We start from the raw sequence: 17943 nt of genomic DNA on the forward strand, positions 1-17943 counted from the left end.
GGATTAACGCGGATGTTATGGAGGATATTACAGGTCAAAGTAACGGCGGAAGCGGGGGTCTAGTTTGTCTGTTTTCTTTTGGTTGCAGGTGCTGCAGAGGGTGTGCAAGTTGCTGATGTCGTTGCTGCCGCCGCGCGCTAAGGGGATGATATGATCGATCGTCAGTTGGGTTTCTAGTTTGGTTTGGCCGCAGCTTTGGCACTGGTATTTATTGCGAGTAAATACATATTTTCTGACTTCGGGGGGAATCGGGATTCTTGGGGTTTTAGTCATGAATTGTTCGGTGGATTTTCTTGAGTAAAAAGTTGGCGGCGCAAATCGTCAAGTGGTGATTCTACCGGGCTAATTTCTAATAGATTGTTGTCTGGTTTTTCTTCAACTTCTGGTTCATCGGGGCAAAACTCTACAGTTATTTTAACTCGAATTTTTCCTTTTTGCCATGCTGGAGAACCAAACCTAAGAACTTTACCTGCTATGCCTTTACCAAATAGCACAGATTTTATCGGCTCATATATATTGAGCGAGTTTTTTATATAAGTTTGAAATTGACCGCTACTAATGATTGGATACTTAAAATAGGAGTTGACTCCTAAATCTTTATTTAGAGTTTCCCATTCGTTTACCAGCCACAAAACTTCTTCAAAATCTAATTTAATAAATCTTTCTTCAGTGTCGTCCTTGCTCATAATTAAACCTGATTTATTTGCTTATTTTGTAGTTGATTTACTAATCGCATTAAATATTATAGGTTATTATACTGCATCCCGGTTAACAACACCTGATAAGACTCGGCGGTTAAAACGGCTTCGGGGGCAAAAATCGAACGTGATTGTGCCAGCCGTATCAAATCCGGTAGCATCCTCCTGGTAAAATCCAGTCAACAGTCAACAATCACCGCTCCTGCAACTGGAATTAATATAATTAATCTGCGTTAATCTGTGTTTATCTGCCTGTATCTGCGGTCAAAAAAAGAGAATTTATTAGCCGCAGATGACAAGGGATAGACGCTGATTGACGCAGATGATGAAAAGTGAATTTTATTTGCCCTAATTATCATTGGAATTCAAGCAATATCTTTCCCCTCAGAACCAGCAAAAACTGTATCATATTCTCGAATGACAGGCAACAAATGCTCGTGCAGCTTCATCGCCTGCAAACAACTATTAATCCCCGAAACTGCCCGATCGTACTCTTGAATCTTCTGCTCATTCTCAGCTTGCCGCCGCAGATTCCCAGCAATCTTTTCCTCAGCTTCCTGTGCTAAATTTTGCTCTAAATAATCGCGGGCTTGACTGTATTTCTGCAAAATATCATCAGCTTGCTTTTGGGCCAGCGGCAACAAATGCTCTTTCAGGGTTTGGTTGACTGTTTGGCGGAAAGTTTGCCGAATAGTTTTAGATACTTTCGGCTCGAAATCCAGCCGCAATAATTGTCGAATTGCCGGTTGGGCGTCTACCATATTTTCGCAGTCGAAACCTTGAGAAGTTTGCTGCAATGTTTCGCGGAATTGATAAATCGAAAATGTGCCTTCGTCGTAAAAACGGGGACTTTCTCGCACGTAGCGATCGCACTCCACCCCAGCCGCATTTACCAAAGCATCAGAAACCCGCTTTGATAACTCTTCTAACTGCTGTTCAATGCCCCCATCACTCCCCAATAACCGATAAAGCAATCGATAGTATTCCGACTTGCGAACGCTTTCTTTCAAATACTGGAAATAATTATCAACCAGTGACTTTGTAGCTTCTACTAAAATATCTTCCAACTGATTCGCTAAATAATAAAGCGCTTCAACTAAAACAGCAATTAAAGGTGCTGTAGCATTGCGGGGATGATTCCGCAAAGTGCGCCCGTAAGCCGCCTCAACAGAAAATCCGTCTAACAATTCATCCAAGCGGCGGATCATCCGAGATTGCAGTTGCCGAAAGTCTGTATCGAAAATATCGCATTTATTCATAATCATTTCATTGACTTCTTCGGCGATATGTTCCCGAAAATCCTGTCCGACTTGCTGCAATTCTTGATTTAGCCGCAAAAGTTCCTGTGCTTTCATTGCTTCAATTTCGCGGGGCTGGCTGTCCAAATTCCGCTGAATTGTTTGGTAATGTTTCCGCAGTTGAATGCACAAATCTTCTAAGTCGTCAGCGAGATTTTTGAAGAGTTGCGGGCGTTTTTCTTCGCTGAGGTAACGGGTGATGGCTGTGCGAAAATCTTCGATACCGCTATCTTGAATTAGTTGAGCAATTAATGGTTGTCCTTGTTCTGCAAGAATCCGCACGTAGTTTTCATTGGGTGTTTCGTAGCTGTTCACTGAAATCCGAAATTTGCTGGGAGACAGTTTTCCGGAATTCGCACAGTATCGGTTAAATTCACTGATAAATTGCGGAGTTTCTTCACTATTACCGAGCAACTCTGAGTCTAATTTATTATCTACAGAAACTCGTCCTTGGCTGCTGGCAAATATTGTATTTAAACCAAAGCGATCGCGCCCTGTGGTACTTTTAATCAAACTACCGTAAAATCCCAACAATCCGCTAGTTTTATAAACTCTCGCTGTATCGCGAAAGTCAGAATTAATCAGATTTTCTAACCGCTGGATCAGTTGCGTGTTGTACCAAGTTTCGTCAATGCGGTTAAAAATGTAAAACACCCGATCGCGAATTCCCGGATTTCCCCGTGTTTTTTCCATCAACTCGGTTTCTTCCGTCGTCATTTCCCCAGACGAAGCTGCTTTCAAAACGCAGACTACTGCCGAAGTATCGGGGCTTTCAATCTTATCGTAAGTCAATTCTGCATCCCGTTGCACTGGTGCATCAATTCCCGGCGTGTCGATAATAATATTGCCATCTTGCAGCAGCGGATGATAACAGTAATATTCTACTCTCTTGAGTACAGCACTGTTACTACCGCGACGGGCATAACTAGCAGCTTCTTTAAGATTGGAAAAATTAAACTGTTCCATCGAGTAGGTAGCGTTTTCGAGAGTTTGGAGGCGATCGCGATTCGCATCAAAACCTTCTAACAGCAGCGTCAAAGCCTTAGCTTGTTTGGCTAGTTCCGATTTGTTTTCGCCGCCTTCGGTTTCAATAATTATGTTACATCCCTGAGACAACAGCGACACTACATCTGTTTGATTAATATTAAGTTCAGTAGGTAAACCTAACTTCTCGCAAAGCACAGAAGCTTGCTGGCTAATCTCAACTTCGCTCAAAAAAGTGAGAACAACTCGCTCTTTATCCGGCTCAGCAAAGGCGATATAACATTCCGTACCTGTCGCGTGTCCTTCCGCACTGTAGAGCAATTCTCGCTCTAGCAAAGCATTGATAAGCATCGATTTTCCCGCACTGAAAGCACCTGCAAACACAATCTCAAACTCAGGAGAAATTGCCTTTTTTAGAGAAGCTTGTACTGCTGTAATATCTTGTTGTCGCAAAGACGATTCCTGACGCAGCAGTTGCAGTAAAGAGTCAACTTGCTCTTGCAAATTTGTGCATTGAGGGGGCATTTGAGTCATTGCGGCAGAATGCTCCTAATTGTGGGAAAATTACTTTAGTATTAATTCTCGGCTAGTTCAGGAATAATCACAAGAGTAATTTTACTTATGTTATTCAGGATTGCTGAAAGTGCGATCGGCTATTCTGGCGACAAATCATATCGTTTACGGTTGTTTCGGAATGATTAAACCGCAGAGGGCGCAGAGGACGCAGAGGCTCCAGAAGAGAGAGATGGATGATTCCGATACCAAGGGATTTGTTATTATCTATTTACCGCCAACGGGCTAATCTGATATGTCAGTACAATTTAGCCAAGTATCTCCTAATTTTTCGTACACAATTAGTAAGTTGTTCTGCATTTAAATTGCATATTTCGATCCCATATCAAAACTCGTCAAATTCTCGGACCCTCTCTCCCTTTCCCCGAATCCCCCTCTAATACCATAAACAATCTAGGTGCATAACAGCTTAGTAAGGCGCGCGTTATTGCGCCCCTACTAAATTAAACTGGCGCCTTGCGTACTCTACATTAAGTTGATAAATTCTGACGCGGTTTAAAAGTCTCAATCTGCCGCAACTTTTCGTATAATTCCCGTTCCTCCTCACTAATTTCTTTGGGAATTAACACCTGAATTTCTACTAGCTGATCGCCCCGATCGCCATTTCCGGTCGGATAGCCCTTGTTAGCCAGACGCAACCGCTTTCCAGAGGTTACTCCCGGCGGCAATTTCATCTTTACCAGGCCGTCCAGCGTCGGCACTTCAATATCTCCCCCCAACACCGCTTCGCTGGGAGTCAGCGGCAATTCGCAGCAAATCTCCGACATTTCTAATCGAAAAAATGGATGGGGAGAAACCGTGATTTTTAAATATAAATCCCCGCCGCCCATACCTTGATTTCGCAAGCGAATCCGCTGACCTGATACCATAGCAGGAGGCAGATTCACCTCGATCGTTCGCCCATCTTCCAGACGAATTCGCTCGGTACCGCCCGAATAAGCCCTTTCCAAAGGCAGAGTCAGCCTGGCCTCAATGTCTCTTCTGGTTTCGCGATCGACTATATCCCGTCGAATTTCGCGATCGACTATATCCCGTCGAATTTCGCGATCGACTGTTTCCCGTCGAATTTCGCGATCGTCCACATCCCTTCTATCTTCCCTAGAATTAGCTACATAACTCGTTTTCTTAGAAGCCGTACTCCACGGTTCATAGGAGGCTACTGGCGGTGCATCATTCGCGGTCGCCATTCTCACTTCCCGGCGCCTTCCGAGAACTTGATCCAGAAATTTATTAAAATCCGAGTAATCGCTAAAATCGACATCTTCGGCTGGTTTTTTGCGGGTAGCTTTACTGTTTCCCCAAGTTTTGAAATTTGGAAGTCGCACCCCTTGCTTGCCTTGAAATCCCTTTTGTTTCCAGAATTTACTAAACTGATCGTATTGAGCCCGCTTGTCAATATCGGAAAGAATATCGTAAGCTTCATTAATATCCTTAAACCTATCCTCAGCAGATTTGTCCCCCGGATTTACGTCAGGGTGCAACTGTCGGGCCAGCCGTCGATAGGCTTTCTTAATCTCATCAGCCGAGGCATCTTTGGGCACTCCCAAAATTAGATAGTAATTGCGAAAATTCTGCATAGTTGGAGAAGGAAGAAGGAAGAAGGAAGAAGGAAGAAGGAAGAAGGAAGAAGGAAGAAGGATGAGGAAGAAGGAAGAAGGATGAAGGAAGAAGGAAGAAGGATGAGGAAGAAGGAAGAAGGATGAGGAAGAAGGATGAGGAAGAAGGAAGAAGGATGAGGAAGAAGGAAGAAGGATGAGGAAGAAGGAAGAAGGAAGAAGGATGAGGGATGAGGGATGAAGGCTGAGGTTTTATCCTTCTAGTTTGTTGATTGTACTGACAATTAATCGTGTGAGTTCATCTGCTTCTTTGATAACTGGTGAGATTTTTTCTGGTGCTGCTAACCCTACTCTTTCAGAAATCACTAGATGAGTATCCAGTTCTCTGAGCGAACCGAGAGCTATTCGCAAATATCGAATATACTCTTGTCTAGTAACACGCCCATATCCCTCCGCAATGTTAGCTGGTACTGATACAGATGCACGGCGAATTTGACTGGTAATACCATAAATTTCAGACGAATGAAAAGATTTAGTTAATTCGTAGCAAAGTTGACAAAGATAAATACCCCGCTGCCAGATGTATTGTTCTCTATGGGTCATACAACATAATTTTCTCCTTACTTATCATAGTAATCTTGATCTAATTCAAAGAAGTCTACTGTAGGAGAGGAGAAAGAAAGGAACCCAGAAGAATTAGGAAAACAGCCGTCACAAATTCTCTGCATAAAATCCACTATTTTCCTTCTTCCTTCTTCCCTCTTCCTTCTTCCTTCTTCCTTCAATTACAACCAATCGTCGTCATCATCCCAATCGTCGCTTTGATTTTGATAAGGCCGAGTGGGGCGATTAGCACTGCTTCTACGATCGCCCATTCGATCGTATGGGCGATCGCCCATTCGATCGCCCATTCGATCGTATGAACGATCGCCAATTGGATCGACAGTCGATCGCCTGTACGGTTTAGCATTTTGATAATAGCTGCTGTCATCGCTGCGGCGCTTGGTACTGTCGCCCGTAAAAGTCCGCTTCACAGACTCAAAGAAATCATCATCATCGTCATCATCAGCAAAAGCTGAAACTTCCCTGCTCAAATCGTAAAGAGCATCTTGCAAATCCGAACCAACTTGGTCAACTCCCCGCTCATCATTGCGTTCCAAACTGTCTCGCAATTCCCGAATTAAAGTTTCAATTCGCTGGCGGCTTCTTTGAGCAAACTGCATTCCGCGATCGAGCGCCACCTCTCGCAACTGCCGCTCGGCTTGATAAGCTAAAGCTTCAGCGCGATTGCGTTTTTCTACCCTTTCCCGCTGCAACTTATCAGCTTGAGCAAACTGTTCCGCCTCGCGAATCATTTGATTCACTTCCTGCTGAGTCAGCGTCGAAGCACCTTGCACAGTAATGCTTTGTTCCCTACCAGTAGTTTTGTCCAAAGCCGTCACCAACAGCATCCCGTTAGCATCAATATCAAAAGCTACTTGTACCTGCGGAATCCCTCGCGGCGCCGGCGGAATTCCAGTTAGTTTAAACCGTCCCAAAGACTTATTATCTCTGCCTAATTCCCGTTCCCCTTGGATGACGTGAATTTCTACCACAGTTTGGTTGTTTTCAGCAGTGGAAAAAATGTCCGATCGCCTGACGGGAATAGTAGTATTCCTCGGAATCAGTTTTTTCATCACCCCGCCGATAGTTTCCAAACCCAGCGACAGCGGCGTCACATCCAACAGCAGCACATCGCGGACATCCCCCGCCAAAATTCCCGCTTGAATTGCCGCACCCACCGCCACAACTTCATCGGGATTCACATTTTGATTCGGCTCTCGATCGATCAAACTGCGAACAATTTCCTGAACCAAAGGAATGCGAGTCGAACCGCCGACTAGCACAACTTCATCAATGCGAGAAGGACTCAAATTTGCATCAGCCAAAGCTTGTTTCACCGGCCGCCGCAGCCGCTGCACCAAATCTGTGCACAGCCCCTCAAATTGACCGCGAGTCAGCCGCGTTTCCAGATGCAGAGGTCCATCTTCATTCGCATCGATAAACGGCAAATTAATCTCCGTGACACCGACTCCCGACAGCTCAATCTTGGCTTTTTCTGCCGCCTCGATCAAGCGCTGCAAAGCTTGGCGGTTGCGGCGCAAATCAATTCCTTCTTTTTCTAAGAATTGTTCTGCCAACCAATCCACAATTTTGGAGTCAAAATCATTGCCGCCCAATTGAGTGTCGCCGCTAGTTGCTTTGACTTCAAATACTCCGTCTCCCACGTCTAAGATAGACACATCAAAAGTACCGCCGCCCAAGTCAAACACTAAAATAGTTTGACTTTCTCGCTTCTCCAAACCGTAAGCCAAAGAAGCCGCCGTCGGCTCATTTAAAATCCGCTTGACATCAAGTCCGGCAATTCGTCCCGCATCGCGCGTCGCCTGTCGCTGCGAGTCGTTGAAATAAGCGGGAACAGTAATTACAGCCCCCGTCACCTCTTGTCCGAGATAGCGGCTGGCTTCATCGGCCAGTTTCCGCAAAACCATCGCCGAAATTTCCTCTGGGGCAAAATCTTTTTTCAGGCGGGGACACTTGATTTTGATGTTCCCGTTTTCGTCGCGGCGAGTTGTGTAAGGGACTCGTTTTGATTCTGGAGTCAGTTCAGTATATTTGCGTCCGATGTACCGCTTGACGGCGTAAAAGGTGTTTTGCGGGTTGAGAACAGTCTGGCGTCTGGCCATCTGTCCCACAAGGCGTTCTCCTTCCTTTGTGAAAGCAACTACCGAGGGAGTTGTCCGCATCCCTTCCGCATTGGCAATCACAACCGGTTTGCCGCCTTCCATGACGGCTACTACTGAGTTTGTTGTTCCGAGGTCAATGCCAACTACTTTACCCATGCGTCAGTTGTCTCCTGTGGCGTTGTGTGTAGCCTTTTCAATATAAGCGTTAAGTATGATTGCATTTATTGTACCGCGTCGAGAAGCGGGGGCTGCAGGGGGATTGCCTCACTGGGGACCCTGAGTGCGGTTGGCTGGGTGCGGGCTGGTGGATCTGCCAGATCCTGCTTTTGAGTAGGAGTGTCTATTTGGGAAAGCCGTGTATGTCCATCTTTTGAGAACAAAAAAAATTTGAGAATTGATTAACTAATGCGTTTTGCTAAACTAAATGCAGCTAGCAGGATTGTTGAGCAAACAGGAACATAAAAATATGACCGTCAACTCTGTTCAAAATTCAGAATCCTCTCAAGAACACTCGATCGTTGACGTGCAACAGACAAGCTGCTGCATTGTGGGAGGTGGGCCGGCAGGTGCTGTTTTAGCATTACTTTTAGCGAGGCAAAAAATTCCAGTCATCCTGCTAGAAGTACACAAAGATTTCGATCGCGAATTTCGCGGCGATACCCTGCATCCGTCTGTAATGGAAATTATGGAGCAATTGGGTTTAGCAGCACAATTGCTGGAATTGCCCCATACAAAAATGCGCAAACTCACTATCCAAGCTGCTGGGAATACCGCCACACTCGTAGATTTAGCCTGTCTCAAAACCAAGTATCCTTACATCACTATCCTGCCCCAAGTCAAGTTTCTCGAATTCATCACGGCCGAAGCGCAGCGCTACCCGAGTTTTCAGCTAGTAATGGGAGCTAATGTCCAAGAAACGATTGTAGAAAATGGCGTGGTGTGCGGAATTCGATACCGGGGACGCGGGGGATGGCATGAAGTGCGATCGGCCCTCACTGTCGGCGCAGACGGTCGCTTTTCCCGCCTTCGCCAATTAGCAGGTTTTGAACCGATTAAAACTTCCCCGCCGATGGATATCCTGTGGTTTCGTTTGCCGCGCAGTCCCCATGATGTCGAAGATTTCGGCGTGGGAGGTCGAGCTGTTGGAGGTCATTTATTAGCCATAATTGACCGCTTGGATTATTGGCAACTCGGTTACATTATTCTGAAAGGCAGCTATCAGAAATTGCGCGACTCAGGAATAGAAGCTTTGCAAAAAGCTGTTGCTGAATTAGCACCGGAATTTGCAGATAGGGTCGAACAACTAAAAGATTGGTCGCAAATTTCTTTTCTGTCGGTTGAATCGAGTCGCCTTCCCCGCTGGTATCGTCCCGGTTTGCTCTTAATTGGGGATGCCGCTCACGTCATGTCGCCCGTAGGCGGTGTGGGAATTAACTATGCTATTCAAGATGCTGTCGTCGCGGCTAATGTACTCAGCGCCTCGCTGAAAAGCGATCGCGTGCATCTGTGGGATTTGGCAGAAGTGCAGCGACAGCGGGAGTTGCCCACACGCATCATTCAAGCATTTCAGTCGTTTGTACAGGAGCGAACTATTAAGGGGGCATTAGATACAAATCGACCGTTTACACCGCCACTTTTGTTGCAGTTACCAATTTTGCGAAATATTCCAGCGCGATTAATTGGTTTTGGATTAACTAGGGTTCGGGTGCAAAATTAATGAGATACACCTATACTTAAGTTATACCTATCATCAACATAGAGGTAGCCTCAATGACCGGATTAGAAGTATTGCAGTCAGTTGAATTTCTCAAGATAAAAGGCAAACAAGTTGCTGTATTAGATGTCGAAACTTGGCAAGCACTCATCGAATGGTTAGAGACTTTAGAAGATTTGCAAATTGCCAAACAAGCATTAAATGAGTTAAAAGCTGCTGGTGGAAATCGCGATCGTGCCGGTTGGTTGAAATGGGATGATGTGGAATCGGAGCTAGAGTGAGTAATTACACAGTTTACATTAGACCCCAGGCATTTCAAGAAATCAAAAGCCTGCCTGGGAATATCCGACAGCGAGTGCGACAAGCAATTCGCAACTTAGCAGAAAATCCTCGCCCATCTCAGAGCAAGCAGCTTGATATTTCTTTTGAGCTTGATTTGTGGCGTCTGCGAATTGATAACTGGCGGATAGTTTATGGAATCACAGAAACAGATAAAATTTTAGACATATTGACGGTGCGGAAACGTCCGCCTTATAACTATGAAGATTTAGAAACATTGCTTGCAGATTAAGAGGACAGCGATGATTGAAAAACCGACTACTGAACAAAATGTATTAATTCCACTCTCATCGAAATTAAAACCTCGCTCGCAAAAACACCTACAATCAAAATAAAACTATGAAATTCACCCTAGATGTAGAAAACAATCCTACAGGCTGGCCAGACCACACTCAGCTACCCGAATCAGACGGTACTTTTGTGAAAAATTTCCAAGAACACCCCCAAAGCATTCTGTTAACGGATTCAATTACTCCCGTCTTCCAAAGCATTCATCCAGATGGTAACTATTGTATCGGTCAAGACAGCGGCATTTATTGGCGATTAACTGAGCCGCTAGAACGGGGTGCGGAAGCACCCGACTGGTTTTATGTGCCTAATGTCCCGCCAACTATTGACGGTCAATTGCGCCGTTCTTATGTGATGTGGCAAGAATTTGTAGCACCGTTAATTGTGTTAGAATTTGTATCGGGAAATGGTGCAGAAGAACGGGACAGAACGCCTTTGTTGCGATCGGGTCAACAGGAAACTAAGCCGGGTAAATTCTGGATTTATGAAAATGTCATCCGTCCGGCATTTTACGGGATTTATGAAGTAACTAAGGCTAGCGTTGAAGTCTATCACCTGATCGAAGATAGGTATCAATTAGTTGCTGCAAATGAGCGCGGTCATTATCCCATTGAACCCTTAGGAGTGGAATTGGGAATTTGGCAAGGAAGGTATCAAAATGTTGAGTTACCTTGGCTGCGCTGGTGGGATAGTGCAGGAAATTTGCTGTTATCGGGAGCAGAAAGAGCTCAACAAGAGCGGCAAATAGCTGAACAAGAGCGGCAAAGAGCCGATCGCGAACAAGAAAGAGCTCAACAAGCAGAAGACCAATTAGAGCAATTGCGCGCTCAGTTGCGATCGGCTGGAATTGAACCGCAATTGTGAATTGTCTGCAAGTGCGATCGCCCCGATCCCCAGCGATCGCACATAAAACTTTACAAGGTCGCTCGGGAACATCGATCGATTCTCTTGAAGCTAAAATCCAACAACAACTCAACATAAATCTATGGGACTCTTTGACAAGATTCGCGGCGAATTTGTCGATATCATCGAATGGTTGGACAATACCAGCGACACCATTGCCTATCGATTCGAGCGTCACCAAAACGAAATTAAACAAGGTGCTAAACTAACTGTACGGCCAGGACAAATAGCAGTCTTTGTCAGCGAAGGCCAAGTTGCCGATGTCTTCGAGCCGGGAATGTACGAACTGTACACCCGCAACTTACCCCTTCTCGGCACCTTAAAAGGTTGGCCCTACGGTTTCAACTCTCCCTTTAAAGCAGAAGTCTACTTTTTTAACACCAAAATATTTACCAACCTGAGATGGGGAACTTCTAACCCTGTAATTATCCGCGATCCAGAACTCGGTCCCGTGCGAATGCGGGCTTTTGGCACATACAACATTAAAGTTTCTCATCCAGAACAACTCTTAAAACAACTAATCAGCACTGACGGACTATTTCAAGTAGATGAAATCAGCGATCAACTCCGCAATACAATAGTCAGTGCCTTTGCCAATTGGGTGGGCAATTCCCGCGTTCCCCTGCTAGACTTTGCAGCCAACTACACCCACATGGGCGAACAGGTGCGAGTTGCCATAGAGCCAAGTATCCAGCAGTTTGGGTTAGAGTTAACTCAGCTATTAATAGAAAATATCTCGATGCCGCCTGAAGTTGAAGAAGCACTCGACAAACGAGCCTCAATCGGACTTCTGGGAAATATGCAGCAATATACCCAATATCAAGCTGCTAACGCCATAGAAGCATCAGCAAATAACCCTAGCGGCAGCAATCAAGCATTAGAATTCGGCATGGGAATGGCACTAGGTCAGCAAATGACAAATATGATGCAGCCGCCAGCATCGCAAACTCCGCCGCCACCTCCCCCGCCAACACAAACTCAGTGGTATATTGCCCAGAACGGTCAACAATTAGGACCTTTTGAGTTGCATCAACTTCTGCAAAATGGTTTGACAGATCGGGTAATGGTGTGGCGTGCGGGTTTTGACGGCTGGAAGTTAGCATCGCAAGTGCCGGAATTAGCATCTTTGTTGGCGACTGTACCGCCGCCGCCGCCGCCAGCCGCCGCCTAAAATTTTGCATATTTAGTTAACTGGTAATTGGTAATTGGGATGCTTTCGAGATTACCAATTACCAATTACATCACCAATTAACCATTATGAATACTTCGGAACCGGCTGTTAAACGTTTTCCCTGTCCTAGCTGCGGGGCTTATTTAGAGTTCAACCCCCAAGCAGGAAAGCTCAAGTGTGCTTACTGCGGCTGGGAAGATGCAATTCCCCAAATGGCCCAAGAGGTAAAGGAGAACTCTTACGAACAATATCTCCAAGTCGATCGCACGACGCTGACAACTTTATCAACCACAGCCCTTGAAGTAAAATGCAATGATTGCGGAGCAAGTGTTACTTTTGAACCTCCGAAAGTAGCGGGTAGATGCCCATTTTGTGCTTCTCCAATTGTGACACAACCTGCAAAGGCTAGCCCTAGGGTTCAGCCAGAGGGAATTGTACCCTTTAAAGTTACTGATAAACAGGCTAGAGAAAGCATTCAGAAGTGGCTCAGCAATCGCTGGTTTGCTCCCTCTGCTTTGAAATCCCTAGCCCAACAGGAGAAAATTCAAGGGGTTTATTTGCCGTTTTGGACTTACGACACTTATACCGTTAGTTACTATCAGGGTTCTCGCGGAGAACACTACTACGTAACTGAAACTTATACGGAAACAAACTCGCAGGGCGAAACAGAAACTAAAACTCGCGAAGTGCAACATACCAGGTGGTGGCCTGTTTCTGGCAGAGTCGATCGCTTTTTTGACGATATTCTGATTCCCGCTACAACTTCAGTCGATCGCCCCCGCCTGGATGCGTTAGAACCTTGGCATCTCAAGGAGTCGCTGCGCCCTTACAATTCATCTTATTTAGCTGGGTTTGAAGCGCAGCGATCGCAAGTTTCTCTCACTCAAGGATTTGAATCTGCTAAAAATGTCATGGCCATTACTATTCACTCGGATGTTTGCAGGAATATTGGTGGCGACGAGCAGCGGGTTCACAGCATTTCTACTGATTACAGTGCTATCACTTTTAAGCATATTTTGCTACCTGTGTGGATGTGTGCCTATCGCTATCAAAACCAACGATATCAAGTAATGGTTAATGCACGTACCGCTGAAGTTCAAGGCGAACGTCCCTACAGTGTTTGGAAAATTACTGCTGCTGTTGTTAGCGGTGTCGTACTTGCGGGTGTTATGTACTTATTGTTTACTGGTAATTGGAGATATATCCGTGTTCCCGGTCTGCCTCAACCGGAACCCCAACCAACTTCCCTACCTGTACCGAGCCAAAAATTACCGCCAGTCCCTATTCCCTCTACCGCACCTGTACCGAGCCAAAAATTACCGCCAGCGCCTGTTCCGTCTGCTAATTAGTTCATTCTTCATTTTTTATTGAAACGAAGTACCACCGCATCTATGAGCGATCGCCCTCACAGAAGAGTGCGATCGCTTTCTAAACTGTATTGCCAACATTCAACTGACCGAGGCGCTTCAAAATACTCAGCACGCTGTACAAATCATTCCCCGGATTGAAAAGGTAAAACTTCCGAGAAAAAGCGTACTGTGCTGTTTCCCGCTTAACTAATTTGACAAATAGAAAATCTGCCCCATTCATTAACAATCCGTAAGTAGGTCGATCGGCCCTCAGATTAGCTAACATATAAGCCAGTAACTGCGGAATCCCGACCTCCAAAGAAAACGCAGCCTTCTTGGACTCGATCACCACTACCCAAAACTCCTGAAACAAAGCCAAAACATCCAACTGTCCCCTGACAATCACTCCTTCATCTTCGTCAATAATTTCTACAGACTTTTCTGAAGTAACATGAAAAGGAGCAAGATAGAAATCAGCTAAATCCAAAAACGGAGACAGCACAACCATTTTGACTGTATTTTCTAGAAGTGGCGGATGTTTGAGCAAATTCCTGTAACTTGCCTTCACTCTGTCCAGCCGCTGTTTTTCAGCCTCACTGATTTCTGGCAAATCATCTTGCCACTCGCGAAAGAATTGGTCATCCTCAATCAACTCAATTTTGAAGTGGGTTTCCAAATCAGTCAGTGCAATATTTCTAGCTTGAATTGTTGCTACCATAAATTTAACCAATTCATCAAAATTTGCTCTTAATTTATGATAGCAATTATTGCTAAATTTCCGTTAATTCCGTTTACTAGGACACTTAAGGTCAAACCCGCATTTCGGCAAGTCCGCATTCCGGCAAGTCCGGCAAGGGTTGAAACCCCTGCCTCAAAGCACAAGTCCTCGCTATGAGGACTGATGAGTTATTCAGTCCTCATAGCGAGGACTTTAGCTTTGAGACAGGGAATTCATTCCCTGGCGGACTGTGGGACTGAGAGAGGGCTCGCCGCGTCCACCTTCCCCATTTCCCAAAAAAATGTAACGAGTTGTAAAGTATAATTAAACCGAAGCGAACACAGAGGCCAAGTAGTATCAAATGCGAGTTGCGATCGCCGGAGCCGGCTTAGCAGGACTATCCTGCGCAAAATATCTTACCGACGCGGGCCACACCCCCATCCTCCTAGAAAGTCGGGACGTACTCGGCGGCAAAGTCGCCGCCTGGAAAGATGCAGACGGCGACTGGTACGAAACCGGCCTCCACATCTTCTTCGGCGCATACCCGAATATGCTCCAACTCTTCAAAGAACTTGACATCGAAGACCGGCTGCAATGGAAAGAACACTCGATGATTTTCAATCAGCCGGAAACCCCCGGAACCTATTCCCGCTTTGACTTTCCCGACCTTCCCGCCCCCTTCAACGGCGTCGCAGCCATCTTGAGCAACAACGATATGCTCACCTGGCCCGAAAAAATCCGCTTCGGTATAGGTTTGATTCCGGCCATGCTTCAGGGTCAAAACTATGTCGAAGCAATGGACAAATACTCGTTTTCCGACTGGCTCAAAAAGCAAAACGTCCCCCCCAGAGTCGAAAAAGAAGTATTCATCGCCATGTCCAAGGCGCTCAACTTCATCGACCCCCACGAAATATCTGCAACCATACTGCTGACAGCCCTCAACCGCTTCTTGCAAGAGAAAAACGGCTCGAAAATGGCATTTTTAGACGGTTCCCCCACAGAAAGGTTGTGTCAGCCGATGGTAGACTACATAACTGAGCGCGGCGGTGAAGTACGGCTGAATGCACCCATCAAAGAGTTTTTGCTCAACGATGACAACACGGTGCGCGGGTTCCACATTCGGGGCGTAACAGGGGCAGAGTCAGAAATTCTGACGGCCGATATTTACGTTTCCGCGATGCCGGTTGACCCGCTGAAGTTGATGATGCCGAAACCTTGGAGCGAAATGGATTATTTCAAACAGCTCGAAGGCTTGGAGGGAGTACCGGTGATTAATGTACACTTGTGGTTCGATCGCAAGCTAACTGAAATCGACCATTTGCTGTTCTCGCGATCGCCCTTGCTAAGCGTCTACGCCGACATGAGCAACACCTGCCGCGAATATGCCAACCCAGACAAATCAATGCTGGAACTGGTTTTAGCACCGGCCAAAGACTGGATAGGCAAATCTGACGAAGATATCGTCGCAGCCACAATGGTCGAGTTAGAAAAACTCTTTCCCGATCAAATCCCAGAACCAGCCAAACTGCTCAAATATCACGTAGTCAAAACCCCTCGTTCCGTCTACAAAGCCACTCCCGGACGCCAGCAGTGCCGTCCCACACAAAAAACTCCTATTAGCAATTTCTATCTAACGGGGGATTATACGATGCAGCGTTATCTTGCGAGTATGGAAGGTGCCGTGCTTTCTGGTAAGCTGACAGCGCAGGCTATTTCAACGGCCAATAACCAATGAAAAATTAAGAATTTTTCATAAAGACGTAAAAAAATCTCCCGTTTTCTAAACGGGGGAAAATCAGTTCTAATCTTTAAATTTCTTATTCTCGGATGCTGCAACTGTCAAAACTCCAGTGCATGAGAACTCTGGCTTCTGTGGATGACTCTTACGAACTGTGCCGCCAAGTCACGGCGAGTTATGCCAAAAATTTTTATTTAGGCACTCAACTCATGCCCGAAGCCAAGCGTCGGGCGATTTGGGCGATTTACGTCTGGTGCCGCCGCACCGACGAACTCGTAGACGGACCGGGTTCTGATGCAACGACCCCTGAAACCCTCAATCTGTGGGAAAAACGCCTAGAATCTGTGTTTGCCGGCCATCCTCACGACGACTACGACGTAGCTTTGGTGGATACGCTGTCTCGTTTCCCGATCGACATTCAGCCGTTTCGAGAGATGATTGCGGGCCAGCAAATGGACTTGTACCGCAGCCGCTACGAAACTTTTGAAGAGCTCAATCTTTACTGTTATCGAGTAGCAGGTACCGTAGGGCTGATGTCGATGTCTGTCATGGGTGTAGGCGAATCGAACTCCGCTGCTAACTGGAATTGGCACTGGGGGAATAGAATTCCCAAAGAAGAAGCCATCTCCCTCGGTATTGCCAAGCAGTTGACTAATATTCTGCGCGATGTCGGAGAAGACGCCCGCCGCGGCCGCATTTATATTCCCTTAGAAGACTTAGCCTTGTTTAACTACACCGAAGAAGATTTATTCAACGGTGTAATTGACAACCGCTGGCGGGAATTGATGCGGTTTCAAATTCAGCGAGCTCGCAAATTATACGCCAGCGCCGAACCCGGAATTAAAGTGCTCAGTCCCGATATCCGCTGGACTGTTTGGGCTGCTACAATGCTGTACAGCAGAATCTTAAATGCGATCGAACGCAATCAGTACGATGTTTTCCAGAAGCGGGCTTATGTTAGCAATTCTCAGAAACTGCTGTGTCTCCCCGCCGCTTGGCTGAAGTCAAAAGTGCTTTAGTCGCAACCCGTATTGCTGGCGATTCGGCAAGGGGTAAGGGGTATTTGTCAAGTTACAAATTATATCAATTCCGGTTGCACCGGAATGATGTTGACTGTTGACTGTTGACTGTTGACTGTGAATCAAACAACTGAAAATTGCGCCGAGATAGGTGGCGACTTGTAAAAATCATTCATGAATTGCCCTCTAATTTATCATTCCGATGCAGCCGGAAACGATATTATATGATGTCCAGGAAAGTGCATATTAGATTTGTAGGGACACGGCAGTGCCGTGTCCCTAGGTGTGTTGTGTTAATTTAAGTCAAATTTGTGGAGTAGCGGGCCCAATTTTCGATTGGGCGATCGAACTTTCAAGCAATTGCTTTTCCTGCTGGAGTTTTGCTTCTAAGTTTTGAATTTGTTCCCGGCGGGCTTCAACTTCAATCAAGCGGCGAGACAATTCTTGACTCTGCAAAGTGAGAGATTGCCTCCACCCCTCTGCTTTCTGGGCTTCTTGCTGCAAAAAATCGGGAGTAAAGCCTGTTGTTAAATATTTCTCAACTAATTCTAGCACCCAGTTTGTAGCTGCTTGAATATGCAAAACCTTGCTATTTTCCCCAATATCTGCTAATACTAGCATCCCTTTATTTAAAACATTAGTTGCAGAGTTAATTGGATTTTGAGCAAAATCTTTCGGTAATGTCAAGAAACTTTTTTCAGTAAGAATAGCCCAAGTATCATCAGAAGTTTGGCAAGCCAGCAATTGCAGACTTATCTCGCCTAAAATTTCCTGATTTTGTACTTCTGCTAAATATAACATGAGGGTAATTAGTAATTGGTAATTAGTAATGGGTGATTGGTTATTTGTTATTAGTGGTAGGATTTGCG

At 45.7% G+C, this 17943-nt stretch carries 16 protein-coding genes; 8 read left to right on the top strand and 8 right to left on the bottom strand.

The window, feature by feature from the left end:
• Nucleotides 1–27 precede the first annotated feature (27 nt).
• The 6 genes from QUB56_RS17685 to dnaK all read right to left on the bottom strand — a co-directional run bounded on the left by QUB56_RS17685 (nt 28) and on the right by dnaK (nt 7991).
• Nucleotides 28–273 (bottom strand): HNH endonuclease, encoded by a 246-nt coding sequence (locus QUB56_RS17685; protein WP_332956878.1) that lies wholly within the window; start codon nt 271–273, stop codon nt 28–30.
• Complete coding sequence (locus QUB56_RS17690) at nt 270–686, bottom strand: KGK domain-containing protein (protein WP_332956880.1); 417 nt, start codon at nt 684–686, stop codon at nt 270–272. Before QUB56_RS17690 ends, QUB56_RS17685 begins: the two co-directional genes overlap by 4 nt.
• A 377-nt stretch (nt 687–1063) precedes the next feature.
• Complete coding sequence (locus tag QUB56_RS17695) at nt 1064–3514, bottom strand: dynamin-like GTPase family protein (protein WP_332956881.1); 2451 nt, start codon at nt 3512–3514, stop codon at nt 1064–1066.
• A 509-nt stretch (nt 3515–4023) separates the two neighbouring features.
• On the bottom strand, nt 4024–5130 hold the full coding sequence (locus QUB56_RS17700; RefSeq protein ID WP_332956883.1) for a DnaJ C-terminal domain-containing protein: 1107 nt from the start codon (nt 5128–5130) through the stop codon (nt 4024–4026).
• A gap of 231 nt (nt 5131–5361) precedes the next feature.
• Complete coding sequence (locus QUB56_RS17705) at nt 5362–5712, bottom strand: four helix bundle protein (RefSeq protein WP_332956885.1); 351 nt, start codon at nt 5710–5712, stop codon at nt 5362–5364.
• A gap of 182 nt (nt 5713–5894) precedes the next feature.
• On the bottom strand, nt 5895–7991 hold the full coding sequence (dnaK, locus tag QUB56_RS17710) for a molecular chaperone DnaK (RefSeq protein WP_332956888.1): 2097 nt from the start codon (nt 7989–7991) through the stop codon (nt 5895–5897).
• 310 nt (nt 7992–8301) lie between these two features.
• On the opposite strand from dnaK, the gene QUB56_RS17715 reads away from it, so the two are divergent.
• The 6 genes from QUB56_RS17715 (at nt 8302) to QUB56_RS17740 (ending at nt 13599) form a co-directional block, all read left to right on the top strand.
• A complete protein-coding gene (locus QUB56_RS17715) occupies nt 8302–9552 on the top strand; it encodes an FAD-dependent oxidoreductase (RefSeq protein ID WP_332956891.1) in 1251 nt (416 codons plus the stop codon).
• A gap of 53 nt (nt 9553–9605) precedes the next feature.
• On the top strand, nt 9606–9830 hold the full coding sequence (locus QUB56_RS17720; protein WP_332956893.1) for a hypothetical protein: 225 nt from the start codon (nt 9606–9608) through the stop codon (nt 9828–9830).
• Nucleotides 9827–10120 (top strand): type II toxin-antitoxin system RelE/ParE family toxin, encoded by a 294-nt coding sequence (locus QUB56_RS17725; RefSeq protein ID WP_332956895.1) that lies wholly within the window; start codon nt 9827–9829, stop codon nt 10118–10120. Before QUB56_RS17720 ends, QUB56_RS17725 begins: the two co-directional genes overlap by 4 nt.
• Nucleotides 10121–10227: 107 nt before the next feature.
• Nucleotides 10228–11040: a Uma2 family endonuclease gene (locus tag QUB56_RS17730; RefSeq protein ID WP_332956897.1), complete on the top strand. Its 813-nt coding sequence runs from the start codon at nt 10228–10230 to the stop codon at nt 11038–11040.
• Nucleotides 11041–11161: 121 nt separating this feature from the next.
• Nucleotides 11162–12250, top strand: coding sequence for an SPFH domain-containing protein (locus QUB56_RS17735; protein ID WP_332956898.1), 1089 nt, complete (start codon nt 11162–11164; stop codon nt 12248–12250).
• An 86-nt stretch (nt 12251–12336) separates the two neighbouring features.
• Complete coding sequence (locus QUB56_RS17740; RefSeq protein WP_332956899.1) at nt 12337–13599, top strand: hypothetical protein; 1263 nt, start codon at nt 12337–12339, stop codon at nt 13597–13599.
• A 79-nt stretch (nt 13600–13678) separates the two neighbouring features.
• On the opposite strand, the gene QUB56_RS17745 is transcribed toward QUB56_RS17740, so the two are convergent.
• Nucleotides 13679–14317 (bottom strand): restriction endonuclease subunit R, encoded by a 639-nt coding sequence (locus QUB56_RS17745; protein WP_332956900.1) that lies wholly within the window; start codon nt 14315–14317, stop codon nt 13679–13681.
• A gap of 361 nt (nt 14318–14678) precedes the next feature.
• Between QUB56_RS17745 and pds the strand changes: the two genes are divergently transcribed.
• Together pds and crtB are read left to right on the top strand one after the other, a co-directional pair.
• A complete protein-coding gene (gene pds, locus QUB56_RS17750; RefSeq protein WP_332956901.1) occupies nt 14679–16052 on the top strand; it encodes a 15-cis-phytoene desaturase in 1374 nt (457 codons plus the stop codon).
• Nucleotides 16053–16144: 92 nt separating this feature from the next.
• Nucleotides 16145–17074 (top strand): 15-cis-phytoene synthase CrtB, encoded by a 930-nt coding sequence (gene crtB / locus QUB56_RS17755; protein WP_332956903.1) that lies wholly within the window; start codon nt 16145–16147, stop codon nt 17072–17074.
• A 303-nt stretch (nt 17075–17377) separates the two neighbouring features.
• Here crtB and QUB56_RS17760 read toward each other — a convergent pair whose 3' ends face one another.
• A complete protein-coding gene (locus QUB56_RS17760; protein ID WP_332956904.1) occupies nt 17378–17875 on the bottom strand; it encodes a hypothetical protein in 498 nt (165 codons plus the stop codon).
• Between the last annotated feature and the right edge of the window lie 68 nt (nt 17876–17943).

Origin of the sequence: Microcoleus sp. AR_TQ3_B6 (genome assembly GCF_036702785.1) — a bacterium.
Lineage (GTDB): Bacteria > Cyanobacteriota > Cyanobacteriia > Cyanobacteriales > Microcoleaceae > Microcoleus.